Raw genomic sequence first — 14080 nt, forward strand, 5'->3', positions numbered from 1 at the left:
GTGGGCGGGGTGGTCGCGGCGGCGGTGTACCGGCGGCCCAGACGGGCGAAGGCCGCCCTGAGTTCGGGCGGGCCGACGACCTCGATGCCGGCGTCGAAGAGGCCGATGGTGGCGGCGAGACCCGCCCACGACCACGCTCCCAGGGTGAGCCGGCAGCGGCCGGGGCCGATCTCCTCGACGACCCCGTCGCGGGCGTAGGGGGACACCTCGGCGGCGGGCAGGTCGAGGATCACCTGTCCCCGGCAGGGCCACTCCCCCGACCCGCCGGCGCCCCGGAACCCGGCGGCGACGAAGCGGGACACCTCGCCCCCGGGCAGTTCCCTGGGGGTGAAACGGGGCCCCGCGGGGGTCCGCGGGGTGATCCGGTCCGCCCGGAAGGTGCGCCAGTCCCCGCGGTCCAGGTCCCAGGCGACGAGGTACCAGCGTCCGCCCCGGGCGACGAGGTGGTGCGGCTCGACCCGGCGGGGCGGGGGCCCCGCCGGGTCCGGTGCGGCGGTGTCGGGCGGGAAGGCGGGGGTGTAGTCGAAGCGCAGTACCTGACGGGCGTGGACCGCCTCGCCGAGTGTCACGAGCACGTCGCTGCCGACCCGGGAGTCCGGGTGGGCTCCCGGCTGCCCGACGGCGGTGACCTGGAGGGTGTCGACGCGGTGGCGCAGCCTGGCCGGCATCACCTGGCGGACGGTGTTCAGCGCACGTACCGCGGCCTCCTCGATGCCGGCGCCGGTGGTGGCGGCGATCCGGAGCGCGACCGCGAGGGCGACGGCCTGCTCGTCGTCGAACAGCAGCGGCGGGAGATCCGCGCCGGCTCCGAGCCGGTAACCGCCGTCGGGCCCCTTGACGGCCGCGATGGGATAGCCGAGCTCACGCAGCCGGTCGACGTCCCGGCGCACCGTGCGCGGGCTGACGTCCAGCCGCTCGGCCAGCAACGCCCCCGGCCAGTCCCGGCGTGCCTGGAGCAGGGAGAGCAGGGCCAGCAGTCGCGCTGATGTCTTCGGCATGGCGTCCATGGTGCCCCGGGTAGAGGACACACCCTGACCTCTACGGCTGTCACGGTGGTCCCGTACCGCATCACGGCACGAACGACCCGGAAGGCATCCCCATCATGAGCACCTCCACGACGGACACCACCGGCACGACCGGCGTCACCACCCCGAGCGCTCTCCGGTCCGCCGCCGACGAGGAACGCGTCGACCTGCTCGCCTCGCTCGCGTCCGCCCGCTCCGCCCTGACCGCCACGACGCGGGGGCTGAGCGACGAGCAGGCGGGCGAGCGCCCCACGGTCAGCACGCTGTGCCTGGGCGGTCTGGTCAAACACGTCGCGTCCGTCGAGGAGGGATGGATGCGTTTCGTCCTCGAGGGCCCCTCGGCGATGCGCCACGACCTGCCCGAGGGCGTCACCTGGGCCGACCTCGCGGCCGGTACCGCGCGCGAACTCCCGCAGTGGGCGATCGACCACCACGAGGCCTTCCGGATGCTGCCCGGCGAGACCCTGGCCGGGATCCTCGCGCGGTACGAGCGGGTCGCCGCCCGGAGCGAGGAGATCATCGCCTCCGTGCCCGACCTGTCGGCCGCGCATCCGCTGCCCGAGGCGCCGTGGAACGAGCCGGGAGCGGTGCGCAGCGTGCGCCGGGTGCTGACGCACCTCATCGCGGAGACGTCCCAGCACGCCGGGCACGCGGACATCCTGCGCGAGACGCTGGACGGACAGAGGTCGAGCTGACCGGCGGGCGGGGCCGGCCGCTCCCCCGGCCCGCCCCGCCCGGCACACGGCCGGTCCGCCGCACGGAATCGAAGGAAGCCGGAAGGAACGAGGTCATCGTGACGCATCAGGTACCGACGTGCCGCGGGGCCGTCCGGTGACCGTGCTGGACGTCCGGGCGCTCAACCGCGCGACGCTCGCCCGGCAGTTGCTGCTCGACCGCGCCGAGCTGCCGGCGCTCGACGCCGTGGCCCACCTCGGGGGTCTGCAGGCGCAGGAACCGCAGGAACCGTTCACCGGGCTCTGGTCGCGGCTGCGGGGGTTCGAGGCGTCGGAGCTGTCGGGGCTGCTGACGGGGCGGCGGGTGGTGCGGGCCCATCTGATGCGCCGGACGGTGCATCTCGTCACGGCCGACGACCTGCTGGCGTGGCGGGCCCGGCACGACGCCATGCTGCGCCAGCGGGTCCTCGGCGTGTACCGCCGCGAGTTCACCGGGATCGACCTCGATGAACTCAAGCTGATGGGAAGGGAGGTGATGTCCGACGGGGAGCCGCGTTCGATGGGCGCCCTGGCGCGGGAGCTGGCCGGGCGCCGGCCGGAGCCGGGGCAGCGCGCGCTGGGTGAGATGCTGCTCGCCGCCCTGATCCCGGTGGTGCAGCTGCCGCCGCGCGGGGTGTGGCGGACGAAGGGCGGGGTGTGCAACGCCCTGGTCGCCTCGTGGCTGGGCCGTGACGTCGACCCGCTCCCCGCGGACGGTTCGGACCCGGTGGGCCGGGCGCTGGTACGGCGCTATCTGACGGCGTACGGTCCCGCGGCCACGGCCGATCTGCGCGCGTGGTCCGGTCTGGCCGGGCTGCCGGCCGCGGTCGCCGCGATGCGCGGGGAACTGGTGTCGTTCCGCGACGAACGGGGCCGGGAGCTGCTGGACCTGCCCGGTCTGCCGCGCCCCGACGCCGCGACGCCGGCGCCGGTGCGGTTCCTGCCCGCGTTCGACAACGCGGTCCTCGGTTATCACGACCGCGGACGCGTCATCGACGACGCGCACCGCGGTCTGTCGGTCACCGGCGCCCGGATGGTGCTGGTCGACGGCCGGGTCGCCGCGACCTGGGAGTTCGAGGACGGGGCCGTGGCGGTCACCCCGCTGCGCCGCTTCTCCCGGGCCGAGCGGGCCGCCGTCGCCGAGGAGGGGAGCGCCCTGGCCTCGTTCCTCTCCGACCGGGACAGCGACCGCGTGCGGTTCGACGCGTCCTGACCACCGGGTTTCTGACGGGCCGTCACTTGAGGGGTGAACCGGGCGGATACCTGCCCGGTTCACCCGCGGGCCCCCTCGGGATCCCCCTCCGGTTCCGGTCCGGCCGCCTCCGGATCCGGCGGCGCGCGTTCCGCTCCGGTGGCAGGCGGAAGGCGTACCTGTGAGGGTCTGGTGAGGGTCACCGGGCGACTCATGAGGCATGCATTTTGTGCATATGCAGCTGATAAGATCATCAGACTTTCAGCAGACTGACGGCGCGTCATGAACGCGTACGGGGGACAGTCTCTAAGGCCCCATCGCCAAGGAGTGAGGTGTGCTCCACCCGTGGGCCCGAGCCGTTCGGCGGCCGGGTCGTCCCACAGGGACCGGTGGACCCTCCGCACTTCCGGCGCGGTGCGACTTGAAGAGAGTCTCATGACGTCATTGATCCGGGATCCACTGTTGTGGATCTTGCTGGTAGTGCTCATCGCTGCGGTGTTCGCAGTGATGAGGGCGCGGAGAACCAATCTGGCGCTCCGCAGAACGAGGAAGGACCTGGAGACAAGCCTGGGGCAGACTCAGGGGCAGCTCGCCCAGCAGCAGGCACACATCACCGCGCTCAACGCGCGGCACCAGGGCGACCTCGCCGACGTCCGCGCGGATGCCGAGTCGTCGACCAAGGCCGTGCTGAAGTCGGCGATGGGAACGCTGCAGTCCCTCGCCGAGGAGCAGCAACTGCTGCTCGACGAGCTGCTGAAGAAGTACGGCAACGACACCGAGGTCCTCGCCGACCTGATGGCGGTGGACCACACCGGAAGCCAGTTCAGCCGCCGGGCCAAGGGCATCTCGGTCCTGTGCGGCGGATGGCTGGGCCGGCGTGACGGCGCGGCGACCGTGTACGACGTGGCGCGCAGCGCCCAGGGGCGGATCAAGGACTTCAACCGGGTCGGCATCCACGCCCAGGTCAGCGTCTCCGTCTCCACCAAGGCCGTCGAACCGGTGGCCGTCGTGCTGGCCGAACTGCTGGACAACGCGACCACCTACAGCGCTCCGGGCACGCCGGTCGAGGTCAACATCCAGGCGGTGCCGACGGGCGTGTGCTTCATCGTCGACGACGCCGGGCTGGGCATGGACCAGGAGACCAAGGACCGGGCGGCGGCGCTGCTGTCCCCCGAGGGCGCGGTCGACATCACGAGTCTGGGCGATCCGCCCCGGTTCGGGTTCGCGGTGTGCGGCATGCTCGCGGCGCGGTACGGCTTCGCCGTCTCCGTGGGCTCGGTGTCCCCCTACGGCGGAGTGCGTGCTGTGATCCGTGTACCGGAAAGCCTCCTCGCCACCGAAGCGCCCGCACCCGCCGAGCCCGTCCGGGAGACCTCCGACGAGGAGGCCGCCCCGCAGCGGCTCGCTCCCGTCCCGGTGGGCCCCTCCCACGTGGTGGGCAGGACCAACGGCGGGCTTCCCAAGCGGCGCCGGCGGCAGGGACCCATCTCGGTGGTGCCCTCGCCGGACGCCCCGGCCACTGCCGACGAGCCCACACCCGAGCAGGCCAGCGAGGTGACCGCGTCGCGCCTCGGCGCGTTCGCCCGCAGCACCCAGCTCGGCCGGATCACGAACACCATGGAAGGACCTGATCAGCGGTGAACACCGACCTGTCGTGGGTGCTGAACGACGTGCTCGAGGTGCGCGGTGCCCGCCACGCCGTCCTCGTCTCGGGTGACGGCCTGCTGCTGCAGCGTTCGGACGACATCTCGCGCGACGACGCGGAGACGAACGCCGCGGCCATGAGCTCCATGCAGTCCCTCAGCCGCGCGGTCGCCGGTTTCGTCGGTTCGGGCAACGGCGTCTGGAAGCAGACGCTGCTGGAGTACGACGGGGGCTGGATCTTCCTGAGCGCCGCCGGCCAGGGCGCCTACCTGGCCGTCTCGGCGGCTCCCGACGTCGACATGGAAGCCGTGTCGTTCCGCATGCAGAAGACGGTGGTGGCGCTCAGCAAGGCGATGAGCGTCGCACCGCGCTCGGCCGGCGGCGGCGCCTCGTGACGGATCCCGGCCAGGAGGAATCCGTCTCCAGCGACTTCGTCCGCTCCTACGTCATCACCGGCGGACGGAGCCTGCCGTCCTCGGACGATCTTGCACTGCACACCCTCGTCACGCTGGCTCCCGAGCGGACCCCTCCGCTCGGGGCCGGGCCCGAAGTGACGGCGATCTGGGAACTGTGCGCGGGGGGCTACCTTTCGGTGGCCGAGGTGGCGGGCCACCTCGGACTGCCGGTCGGGGTGGCCCGCCTGCTGCTGACCGACCTGTCGGAACAGGGGCACCTGCTCCACCGCGCCGAGCCGCCCCGGGCCCAGAACGTTGACAGAGCGACCCTCGAGAAGGTTCTGCATGGACTCCAATCCCTCATCAGCTGAGACGGCCCAGGGCTCCATCTACGTCTCCAGCGCGGTGACCAACGCCGCCAAGATCCTCGTCGTCGGGCATTTCGCCGTGGGCAAGACGACACTCATCGGGTCGCTGTCGGAGATCACTCCGCTGCGCACCGAGGAGAAGATGACCCAGGCCTCCGTGCACGTCGACGACCTGCGGGGCGTGACCGGCAAGACCACCACCACGGTCGCCCTGGACTTCGGCCGCCTCACGCTGAGCGAAGACCTGGTGCTGTACCTCTTCGGCACACCGGGGCAGCAGCGCTTCATGCAGCTGTGGGAGGACATGGCCCGCGGCGCGCTGGGAGCGCTGCTGCTGGTCGATCCCGCGCGGCTGGAGGAGACGTTCCCCGTCATCGACCTCGTCGAGGGGTACGGCCTGGAGTACGCCATCGCCGTGAACACCTTCGACCAGTCCGCCGCCTACAGCGAGGCGGAGGTGCGTGAGGCGCTCGACCTGCTCCCGGACACCCCCGTCGTCTACTGCGACGCCCGCGACCAGCGGTCCTCCGCCGAGGCGCTGATCGCACTGGTCCGGCACCTGCTCGAGCGCGCGGCCTGACCCTCCCGCGCCCACCCCGTCCGAGAGCCGACGCTCCCGGTTCACCAAGGAAGACTTCATGGATCTTCAGCAGACATCTGCGCCCGCGGGCAGCAGATGCCCCATGCACGACGCCTCGTTCGCCGCCGATCCGCAGGCGCTCTACGACCGGCTGCGGGCCCACGCCCCGGCCGGCCCGGTCGAGCTCGCCCCGGGCGCGGACGCCACGCTGGTCGTGGGGCACGAGATGGCACTGCGCGTCCTGCAGAACACCGAGCTCTTCGCCCGCGACGCCCGCCGCTGGAAGGCCCTGAACGAGGGGCGCATCGGGATGGACAACCCGGTGCTGCCGATGATGGCGTACCGGCCGAACTGCCTGTTCACCGACGGGGCGGTGCACCTGCGGCTGCGCAAGGCGGTCACCGACAGCCTGGCCAGGCTCAACATCACGCGGGTCCGCCGCGACGTGGAGCCGATCGCCGACTACCTGCTCGACCAGTTCAGCGAGCGGGGCCGGGCCGACCTGCTCAACGACTACGCCAAGCTGCTGCCGCTGCTGCTGTTCAACAAGCTGTTCGGCTGCCCCGCGGACATCGGTGACACCCTCACCACCTCGATGTCGGCGATCTTCGACGGCAAGGACGCCCTGCGCGCCAACGAGGACCTCACCGCCTGCCTCATGGAGCTGATCGCCCTCAAGCGGCGCCAGCCGGGCGACGACGTCACCTCGTGGCTGATCCAGCACCCGGCCGGGCTGACCGACGAGGAGCTCAAGGACCAGCTGGTGATGCTGATGGGCGCCGGGGTGGAGCCCGAGCGCAACCTCATCGGCAACGCGCTGCTGCTGATGCTGTCCGGCGCGGGCGGCCGGCAGGGCGGCATGATGATCGAGGAGGCCCTCGACCACGTGCTGTGGAACGAGACCCCGATCGCCAACTACGCGACCCACTACCCGGTCCAGGACGTCGACCTGGGCGGCCACGTCGTGGAGGCGAACACCCCGGTCGTGATCTCCTTCGCGGGCGCCAACGGCGACCCCGCGCTCGCCGAGGCCCGCCGCGCCCACAGCAAGGGCGCGCATCTGGCGTGGGGGGCGGGACCGCACGCCTGCCCCGCCAAGGACCCGGCGACCGTGATCGCGACCACCGCGATCGAGCGGCTGCTCAACGCGCTGCCCGACCTGGCGCTGGCCGTGCCCCGGGAGGAACTGCAGTGGCGGCCGGGGCCGTTCCACCGGGCCCTGGTGACGCTGCCCGCGACCTTCAGCCCGTCCCCGGCCACGCGCATGGCGGCGGCTCTGCAGAACCGCGCCTCGATGCCCGGTGCGGAGCAGCCCGTGGCCGTGGCGCCGTCCGCCCCGGTGCGGCGGGACCCGGGACGCAAGCGGGGGTTCTGGAGCAGTTTCCTCGACGTCTTCCGTGTCTGATGTACCGCATGTGACAGGAGCAACACTCTGAGGCGCATGACGGAGGAGGATGGAAGGGTAGGTTCCGGCGGAACCCGGTAGCGTCCAGCCAAAGGAGCCCCGCGTGACCGCCGTTGGCGACATAGGTGGCATCAGCACCGTTCCCGGCACCACGTCCACCGACCGCCGAGCCGTCATCTCCCTCCTCCGTCGACTGCGTTCCGAGGAGGGACAGGCCGACCCCCTCCCCATCTGGGAGGAGATGCGCTCCATGGGGGACGTGGTACGTGCCCCGTGGGGCGGCTACTTCGTCACCGGATTCGAGGCGTGCAGCCAGGTCCTGCGCGGCAGGAACTGGCTCGTCCCCGACTTCGCCTGGCAGGAGCGCCAGCCCGACCAGAGGCGCTGGGAGGCCCCGGCCACCCGCGAGATGACCAGGACCCTGCCCCGGCTCAACGCACCCGCCCACACCTGCCAGCGCCGGGCTCTGGGCAATCCCTTCGACCGCTCCGCGCTCGAGGAGCTGCGTCCCGTGATCGCCGCCCTGGTCTCGGACCTCCTCGACGAGTTCGCGGACCGGCTGGCGGCCGACGGGGAGGCCGACTTCGGGACCCTCGTCGGTGAGCAACTGCCCATCCGCACCGTCGGCAGGTGGCTGGGACTCGACCCGGAGGACCATGCGCGCATCCTGAGCTTCACCCACCGGCAGGTGTACGCGCAGGAGTTGCTCCCCACCAAGAGCGAACTCGCGATATCGGCCCAGGCCACCCTGGAGATGCGGGCCTACTTCACCGAGCTGATCCGGCACCGTCGCGCGCACCCCGGCCGCGACGCCCTCACCGGCTGGATCCACCACTGGGACGCGCGGTACCCGGACGACCGGGCCGCCGCGGACCGGATCATCTACGACCTGACGATGTTCATCACCATCGCCTCCCTGGAGACCAGCGCGGTGCTGATGACCAACGCCGTCTGGCTGCTGACCCGGGATCCGTCGTGTGCGGCCTGGCTGCGGCGGCATCCGGAGCACATCGACGACGCGATCGAGGAGACGCTGCGCTACGACCCTCCCGTGTTCGTCAACTCCCGCATCGCCGCCGACGACACCGTGCTCGCGGGGGTGCCCGTCGCGAAGGACACCACCGTCCACGTGCTGTACGGTTCCGCCGCCCACGACCCCCGCCGCAACCCGGACCCCGGTGTCTTCGACGTCCGGCGCGACGGGGGGCACCTCACCTTCGGCGGCGGCGCGCACTACTGCCTGGGGGCGGGCCTCGCCCGGCTCGAGGCACGTGAGCTCCTCACCCAGCTGCTGGAACGATTCCCCACCCTGCGGCCCTCCGCTCCCCCCTCGTACGACACCTCCCGTGTCGTCTTCCGCCGCATCACCTCCCTGAAAGTGACCGCGTGAACACCGTGCCCCTGTCCGACGACCCCCACGATCCCGACGACCGGATACTGAAGACCCTGCGCACCCGCAGGCGGGGTCCCGTCCTCACCGTCGAACTGAACGTTCCCGAGCGGGGCAACGTGGTCGACGAGGCCATGCTGGACGACCTGCTCTCCGTGCTCGACGCCGAGGATCCCTCGGTGCGCGTCCTGGTGCTGACCGCCGCCGGGCAGGACTTCTGCCTCGGCGGGGACCGCGAGGAGTTCGCCGGACACCTCGCCCAGGACCCCACCGGCAACGGCATCCGTGTCTCCGGCGTCAAGGCCCGGCGGGTGTGCGACGCGCTGACGTCCCACCCCGCCGTCACCATCGCGCGCGTCCAGGGCAGGGCCGTCGGCGCCGGCTTCGCCCTCGCCCTCGCCTGCGACCTGCGGGTGGGCGCCGACACGGCGACCTTCCGGCTGCCCGAACTCGCCCTCGGCCTGCCCACGGCGTGGGGCGGTCTGCTGCCACGGCTGATCAGCGAGGTCGGAGCGGCGTCCGTGCGCGAGTTCATCCTCACCGGTCGCCCCCTCGCCGCGCAGGAGGCCCTCGACCTGTCGATCCTGCAGCGGGTCGTGCCCGAGGACGCGCTCGACGCCGCGGTCGAGAAGTGGGCCGGACCGCTCCTGCGGCGCTCGCCGCCCGCCGTGCGGGTCACCAAGACGCTGCTGAACTCCCTGACCGCCTCGACCCGTCTCGCCGACGCGTCGGTCCTGGACCCCGAACTGATGGCGGCGGTGGCCAGCGAAGTGCACCATGCGCGCGCGAGCCGCTGAGCAGGCTCCTCACCGCGTCACCGGCCCACCGGCCTCCGGAGAACGCCGATCCCCGGGGGCCGTCGCCGGTTCCGCCGCCTTGGGCGGGCCGCGGCCGGGGCCCGCGCCGGCCTCACTCGACGACGGCGACGGCCTCGATCTCGACCAGGTGGTCGGGGACGTCCAGCGCCTGTACGCCCACCAGCGTGGCCGGAGCCGCCGGGACGGTCCCCAGCTTCCGGGCGGCGCGGGCGACGCCCTCCATGAACTGCGCCATCTTGTCGGGGGTCCAGTCGACGACGTAGGCCGTCAGTTTCGCGGTGTCGGCGAGGGTGGCGCCCGCCGCGGCCAGGGCGGTGGCGACGTTGAGGTAGCACTGCTCGACCTGGGCGGCGAGGTCGCCCGCGCCGACCGTGACGCCGTCGGCGTCCCACGCGACCTGTCCGGCGGTGAAGACCGTCCTGGAACCGGACGCGATCGCCACCTGCCGGTAGACGTCGATCTCCGGAAGTCCCTCGGGGTTGATCAGGGTGATGGCCATGCCGTCTGTCTCCTCGTGCTGTGAGCCCGTGGGCCCGCTGCCGCCGGGCCGGTGAAGGCCCGGCGGTCTTGGTCACCTGTGGTTACTCGGAAACCGTAGGAGAGTGGCCGCTGACATGGAAGAACGCACTTTTCGGTGACTGGGGAACCTGAAGGTGACCCAGGCAGGGAGACCGCGTCACGCGGGAGCACGTCCCGAGGGGAGGGAGCATGCGGGCGGCGGGGCCCCTGGTGTTCCGCCGTGCGGTGCCCGGATCCGTGGGGCGGAGTCCGCAGGAGTCGTTCCCGCCCCGGCCGGGTGGTCGTGGTGCCGTGCGCGGCCGCGCTGCCGCGGCGTTCGGTGACCGCACCGGCGGCTCCGCTGCCGCCGGGCCCCGACCGGGGCGTGCGGCGGGGCCGTTCAGCCCGTCAGGGCGGTCAGCACCCTGTCCGGCGTCAGCGGGAGCTCGCGGAAGCGGATGCCGGTGGCGTGGTGCACGGCGTTGCCGATGGCCGCCGCGGTGCCGACGATGCCGATCTCGCCGATCCCCTTGCTCCCCATGGGGTTGAGGTGGGCGTCCTCCTCGTCGATCCAGTGCGCCTCGATGCCGGGCACGTCGGCGTGCACGGGCACGTGGTAGGACGCCAGGTCTGACTCGGTGAAGTCGCCGAAGGGGGTGTCCACCGTGCTGCCCTCGGTCAGCGCCATGCCCAGGCCCATGGTCATGCCGCCGATGAACTGGGACCGCGCGGTGCGGGCGTTGAGGATCCGTCCCGCGGCGTAGACGCTCAGCAGCCGGCGCACCCGGACCTCGCCGGTGACGCGGTCCACGGTGGTCTCCGCGAAGTGCGCGCCGAAGGCGTGGCGCGCGTAGGGGCTGTCGGCGTCGGCCCGCCCCGTGGTGTCCGCGCGGGCGGTAACCCCCTCCTCGGGCAGCGGACCCGGGCGGGCGGCGAGGGCTTCCGCCAGCCGGGCGCACGCATCGTGGACGGACCAGCCCCAGGAGGCGGTTCCGGAGGAGCCGCCGGCCAGCGGCGCGGAGGGCAGGTCGCTGTCGCCGATCTCGGTCCGCACCCGTTCCAGGGGCGCGCCGAGGGCGTCCGCCGCCACCTGGGTGAGCACCGTGCGGGCGCCCGTGCCGATGTCGGTGGCGTTGATCCGTACGACGAACGTTCCGTCCGGCAGCGCGCGCGCCTCGGCGGTGGACGGTGCCGTCAGAACGGGGTAGGTGGCCGCCGCGACGCCCGTGCCGACGAGCAGGGGGCCCTCGGCGTGCGAGCGGGGGCGCGGGTCGCGCCCGGCCCAGCCGAACCGCCGCGCGCCGTCCCGCAGGCACTGGGTGAGGTGCCTGCTGCTGAACGGCTTGCCGCTGTCCGGTTCGCGGTCCGGTTCGTTGAGGAGGCGCAGCTGTATCGGGTCCATGCCCAGTTCGCCCGCCAGTTCGTCCATCGCGGACTCCAGGGCGTACATCCCCGGCGCCTCGCCGGGGGCGCGCATCCACGAGGGGGTGGGCACGTCGAGCCGTACCAGCCGGTGGAGGGTGCGGGAGTTCGGTACGGCGTACATCACGCGGGCGGGGACCGCCGCCTGCTCCACGAACTCCTTGACGCGGGAACTGTGGGTGACGACGTCATGGGTCAGGCCGGTCAGCCGGCCGTCGGTCCCGGCGCCCAGGCGGATCCGGTGCAGGGTGGGCGCCCGGTGGCCGACGGTGGTGGGCAGCTGCCGGCGGGGCAGGGCGACGGTCACGGGCCCGCCCGTCCGGCGGGCGGCCATGACGGCGAGGACGACGTCGGGACGGGGGGTGCCCTTGGAGCCGAACCCGCCCCCGACGTGTCCGGCGGTGACGGTGATCCGTTCCTCGGGCGTCCCGAAGAGCGCGGCGAGGGTGGCGCGCACCGTGGTGGTGCCCTGGCTGGAGGTGTGGACGACGAGGCGGTCCCCCTGCCAGTGCGCGGTGCTCGTGTGGGGCTCCATGGGGTGGTTGTGCAGGGGCGGCACCCGGTAGGCGGCGTCGACCCGGACGGGCGCGGCGGCGAGGGCGCCCTCGGGGTCGCCGTGCTCCCTGCGGGCGGGGTAGCCGCCGTTGGCGGTGTCCGGCTCGTACACGCCGGGGTGGTCCGCCCTCAGGGTCACGTCGTGTTCCTCCACCGCGTACTCGACACGGACCGCCCCGGCGGCCGCGCGGGCCTCCTCCGGGGAGCGGGCCACGACGAGGGCGACGCACCAGCCCCGGTGCGGCACCCGGGAGTCCTGCAGCACGGCCAGGGTGGGGTCGTCGGGTTCGGCGATCCTGGGCGCGTCCTCATGGGTGAGCACGGTCAGGACCCCGGGCAGGTCCAGGGCCGCCGCCGTGTCGACGGCCGTCACCCGGCCGCGGGCGATCGTGGCGGGCACGGGCCAGGCGTGGGCGCGGCCCGGCAGCGGGTGCTCGGCGGCGTAGCGGGCGCCGCCGGTGACCTTCTGGCGTCCTTCGCGGCGTTCGGCCGGAGCTCCCAGGGTGGGGCCGGTGCCGGTCATGGTGTCCTCCTCGACGTGCCGGGTCAGGTCCTGGTGGGCCCGGCGAGCCGAGTCAGGACGTCCAGGGCGAGACCGCGGGCGAGGTCCACCTTGTAGCCGTTGTCCCGCAGGGGCCGGGCCGCCCGGAGTTCCAGGTCGACGGCGTGGGCGAACGCGTCCGGGGTCGCCGGCCCGCCCCGCAGCGCCTCCTCGGCGCGGGACGCCCGCCACGGCCGGTGGGCCAGCGCGCCGAAGGCGAGGCCCGCCCGCGCGACGGTGCCGTCGTCCGACAGGCGCAGGACGGCGGCGACGGATGCCAGGGCGAAGGCGTACGAGGCCCGGTCGCGGGCCTTGCGGTAGGCCGAGGGCAGCGAGGCGGTGGCGGCGGGGAGCACCACACCGGTGACGAGTTCACCGGGGCGGATCTCGGTGTCCCGCTCCGGGTGGTCGCCGGGCAGCCGGTGGAATTCCGCGGCCGGGACGCTCCGGGCGCCCTCGGTGCCGTACAGCTCCACGCGGGCGTCCAGGGCGGCGAGCGCGACGGCCATGTCCGAGGGGTGGGTGGCGATGCAGTGGTCGGAGTGGCCGAGCACCGCGTGATCGCGGTGCGTGCCGTCGCGGGCACCGCAGCCGCTGCCCGGGGTCCGCTTGTTGCAGGGTTTGGACACGTCCTGGAAGTAGGGGCAGCGGGTCCGCTGCAGCAGGTTCCCGCCGGTGGTGGCGGCGTTGCGCAGCTGTCCGGAGGCGCCGGCGAGCAGTGCCTGGGACAGCGCGGGGTACCGGCCGCGGACCAGGGGATGGGCCGCGAGGTCGCTGTTGCGGACGGTCGCGCCGACGCGCAGGGAACCGTCCGGCAGCTCCGCGACGGTGTCCAGCGGCAGGCGGTTCACCTCGACGAGGAGGCCGGGCCGCTCCACACCCAGTTTCATCAGGTCGACGAGGTTGGTGCCGCCGCCGAGGCAGCGGGCGTCCGGGCGCTCGGCGAGTGCCCGGGCGGCTTCCTGGACGGTCGTGGCCCGCAGGTACTCGAAGGGCTTCACGGGGCCACGTCCCGCACGGCCTCGACGATGTGCGGATAGGCGCCGCAGCGGCACAGGTTGCCGCTGAGCCGCTCGCGGATCTCGGCGGCGTCCAGGGCGGCCGGCCGCCCCGGCGGCGCGGCGGGGCCGGTGACGTGGGAGGGGTGGCCGGCCGCGGCCTCGGCCAGGACGCCGACGGCCGAGCAGAGCTGTCCCGGCGTGCAGTATCCGCACTGGAAGGCGTCCCGGTCGAGGAACGCCCGCTGCAGGGGGTGCAGCCGGTCGCCGTCGGCGAGTCCTTCCACCGTGAGCACGTCGCAGCCGTCCAGCGAGACGGCCAGCTGCAGGCAGCTGTTGACGCGGCGGCCGTCGACCAGGACCGTGCAGGCGCCGCACTGGCCGTGGTCGCAGCCCTTCTTGGCCCCGGTGAGGTCCAGGTCCTCCCGCAGGAGGTCCAGCAGGACGCGCCGGTGGTCGATCAGCAGGGTGTGCGGCTTTCCGTTGACGCTCAGTGTCACTTCGGAGCGGTACGCGGTCCGCGGGGCGCCGCCCGG

At 73.3% G+C, this 14080-nt stretch carries 14 protein-coding genes; 9 read left to right on the forward strand and 5 right to left on the reverse strand.

Annotated features, from left to right (window positions below):
* Window positions 1-998, reverse strand: a 998-nt coding sequence (locus AOK18_RS08780; RefSeq protein WP_055693936.1) for a helix-turn-helix transcriptional regulator, incomplete at its 3' end; no start/stop codon positions are given.
* A gap of 104 nt (window positions 999-1102) precedes the next feature.
* Between AOK18_RS08780 and AOK18_RS08785 the strand changes: the two genes are divergently transcribed.
* From AOK18_RS08785 to AOK18_RS08825, 9 genes are all read left to right on the forward strand, one after another.
* Entirely contained in the window at window positions 1103-1720 is a 618-nt protein-coding gene (locus AOK18_RS08785) for a DinB family protein (RefSeq protein WP_079104915.1), read from the forward strand.
* A 136-nt stretch (window positions 1721-1856) separates the two neighbouring features.
* Window positions 1857-2951, forward strand: coding sequence for a winged helix DNA-binding domain-containing protein (locus tag AOK18_RS08790; RefSeq protein WP_055693938.1), 1095 nt, complete (start codon window positions 1857-1859; stop codon window positions 2949-2951).
* A gap of 414 nt (window positions 2952-3365) precedes the next feature.
* On the forward strand, window positions 3366-4571 hold the full coding sequence (locus tag AOK18_RS08795; RefSeq protein ID WP_206281512.1) for an ATP-binding protein: 1206 nt from the start codon (window positions 3366-3368) through the stop codon (window positions 4569-4571).
* Window positions 4568-4969 carry a roadblock/LC7 domain-containing protein gene (locus AOK18_RS08800; RefSeq protein WP_055571341.1) on the forward strand — a complete coding sequence of 134 codons (402 nt, stop codon included), beginning with the start codon at window positions 4568-4570 and terminating at the stop codon, window positions 4967-4969. The genes AOK18_RS08795 and AOK18_RS08800 overlap by 4 nt, the downstream gene beginning before the upstream one ends.
* On the forward strand, window positions 4966-5340 hold the full coding sequence (locus AOK18_RS08805) for a DUF742 domain-containing protein (protein WP_055571340.1): 375 nt from the start codon (window positions 4966-4968) through the stop codon (window positions 5338-5340). Before AOK18_RS08800 ends, AOK18_RS08805 begins: the two co-directional genes overlap by 4 nt.
* A complete protein-coding gene (locus AOK18_RS08810) occupies window positions 5315-5917 on the forward strand; it encodes a GTP-binding protein (RefSeq protein WP_055571339.1) in 603 nt (200 codons plus the stop codon). The genes AOK18_RS08805 and AOK18_RS08810 overlap by 26 nt, the downstream gene beginning before the upstream one ends.
* Window positions 5918-6020: 103 nt before the next feature.
* Window positions 6021-7322, forward strand: a complete 1302-nt coding sequence (locus AOK18_RS08815; protein WP_055693932.1) for a cytochrome P450 family protein — start codon at window positions 6021-6023, stop codon at window positions 7320-7322.
* A 103-nt stretch (window positions 7323-7425) separates the two neighbouring features.
* Complete coding sequence (locus tag AOK18_RS08820; protein WP_055693933.1) at window positions 7426-8712, forward strand: cytochrome P450; 1287 nt, start codon at window positions 7426-7428, stop codon at window positions 8710-8712.
* Window positions 8713-8717: 5 nt separating this feature from the next.
* Window positions 8718-9509 carry an enoyl-CoA hydratase/isomerase family protein gene (locus AOK18_RS08825; RefSeq protein WP_420865585.1) on the forward strand — a complete coding sequence of 264 codons (792 nt, stop codon included), beginning with the start codon at window positions 8718-8720 and terminating at the stop codon, window positions 9507-9509.
* 112 nt (window positions 9510-9621) lie between these two features.
* On the opposite strand, the gene AOK18_RS08830 is transcribed toward AOK18_RS08825, so the two are convergent.
* From AOK18_RS08830 to AOK18_RS08845, 4 genes are all read right to left on the reverse strand, one after another.
* Entirely contained in the window at window positions 9622-10029 is a 408-nt protein-coding gene (locus tag AOK18_RS08830) for a RidA family protein (protein ID WP_055574370.1), read from the reverse strand.
* 399 nt (window positions 10030-10428) lie between these two features.
* Complete coding sequence (locus AOK18_RS08835) at window positions 10429-12528, reverse strand: xanthine dehydrogenase family protein molybdopterin-binding subunit (protein ID WP_055693934.1); 2100 nt, start codon at window positions 12526-12528, stop codon at window positions 10429-10431.
* Between the two features lie 23 nt (window positions 12529-12551).
* Window positions 12552-13547, reverse strand: a complete 996-nt coding sequence (locus tag AOK18_RS08840) for an FAD binding domain-containing protein (RefSeq protein ID WP_055693935.1) — start codon at window positions 13545-13547, stop codon at window positions 12552-12554.
* Window positions 13544-14044, reverse strand: a complete 501-nt coding sequence (locus AOK18_RS08845) for a 2Fe-2S iron-sulfur cluster-binding protein (RefSeq protein ID WP_079104917.1) — start codon at window positions 14042-14044, stop codon at window positions 13544-13546. The genes AOK18_RS08840 and AOK18_RS08845 overlap by 4 nt, the downstream gene beginning before the upstream one ends.
* Window positions 14045-14080: the final 36 nt, after the last annotated feature.

The sequence above is a fragment of the Streptomyces prasinopilosus genome, assembly GCF_001419695.1.
GTDB classification, from domain to species: Bacteria; Actinomycetota; Actinomycetes; order Streptomycetales; family Streptomycetaceae; genus Streptomyces; species Streptomyces prasinopilosus.

Excerpts from the sequence above, each read along its gene's own strand:
- AOK18_RS08785 (WP_079104915.1), top strand. The coding sequence starts at position 1,103 with ATGAGCACCTCCACGACGGACACCACCGGCACGACCGGCGTCACCACC.
- AOK18_RS08835 (WP_055693934.1), bottom strand. The coding sequence starts at position 12,528 with ATGACCGGCACCGGCCCCACCCTGGGAGCTCCGGCCGAACGCCGCGAA.
- AOK18_RS08830 (WP_055574370.1), bottom strand. The coding sequence starts at position 10,029 with ATGGCCATCACCCTGATCAACCCCGAGGGACTTCCGGAGATCGACGTC.
- AOK18_RS08795 (WP_206281512.1), top strand. The coding sequence starts at position 3,366 with ATGACGTCATTGATCCGGGATCCACTGTTGTGGATCTTGCTGGTAGTG.
- AOK18_RS08815 (WP_055693932.1), top strand. The coding sequence starts at position 6,021 with ATGCACGACGCCTCGTTCGCCGCCGATCCGCAGGCGCTCTACGACCGG.
- AOK18_RS08810 (WP_055571339.1), top strand. The coding sequence starts at position 5,315 with ATGGACTCCAATCCCTCATCAGCTGAGACGGCCCAGGGCTCCATCTAC.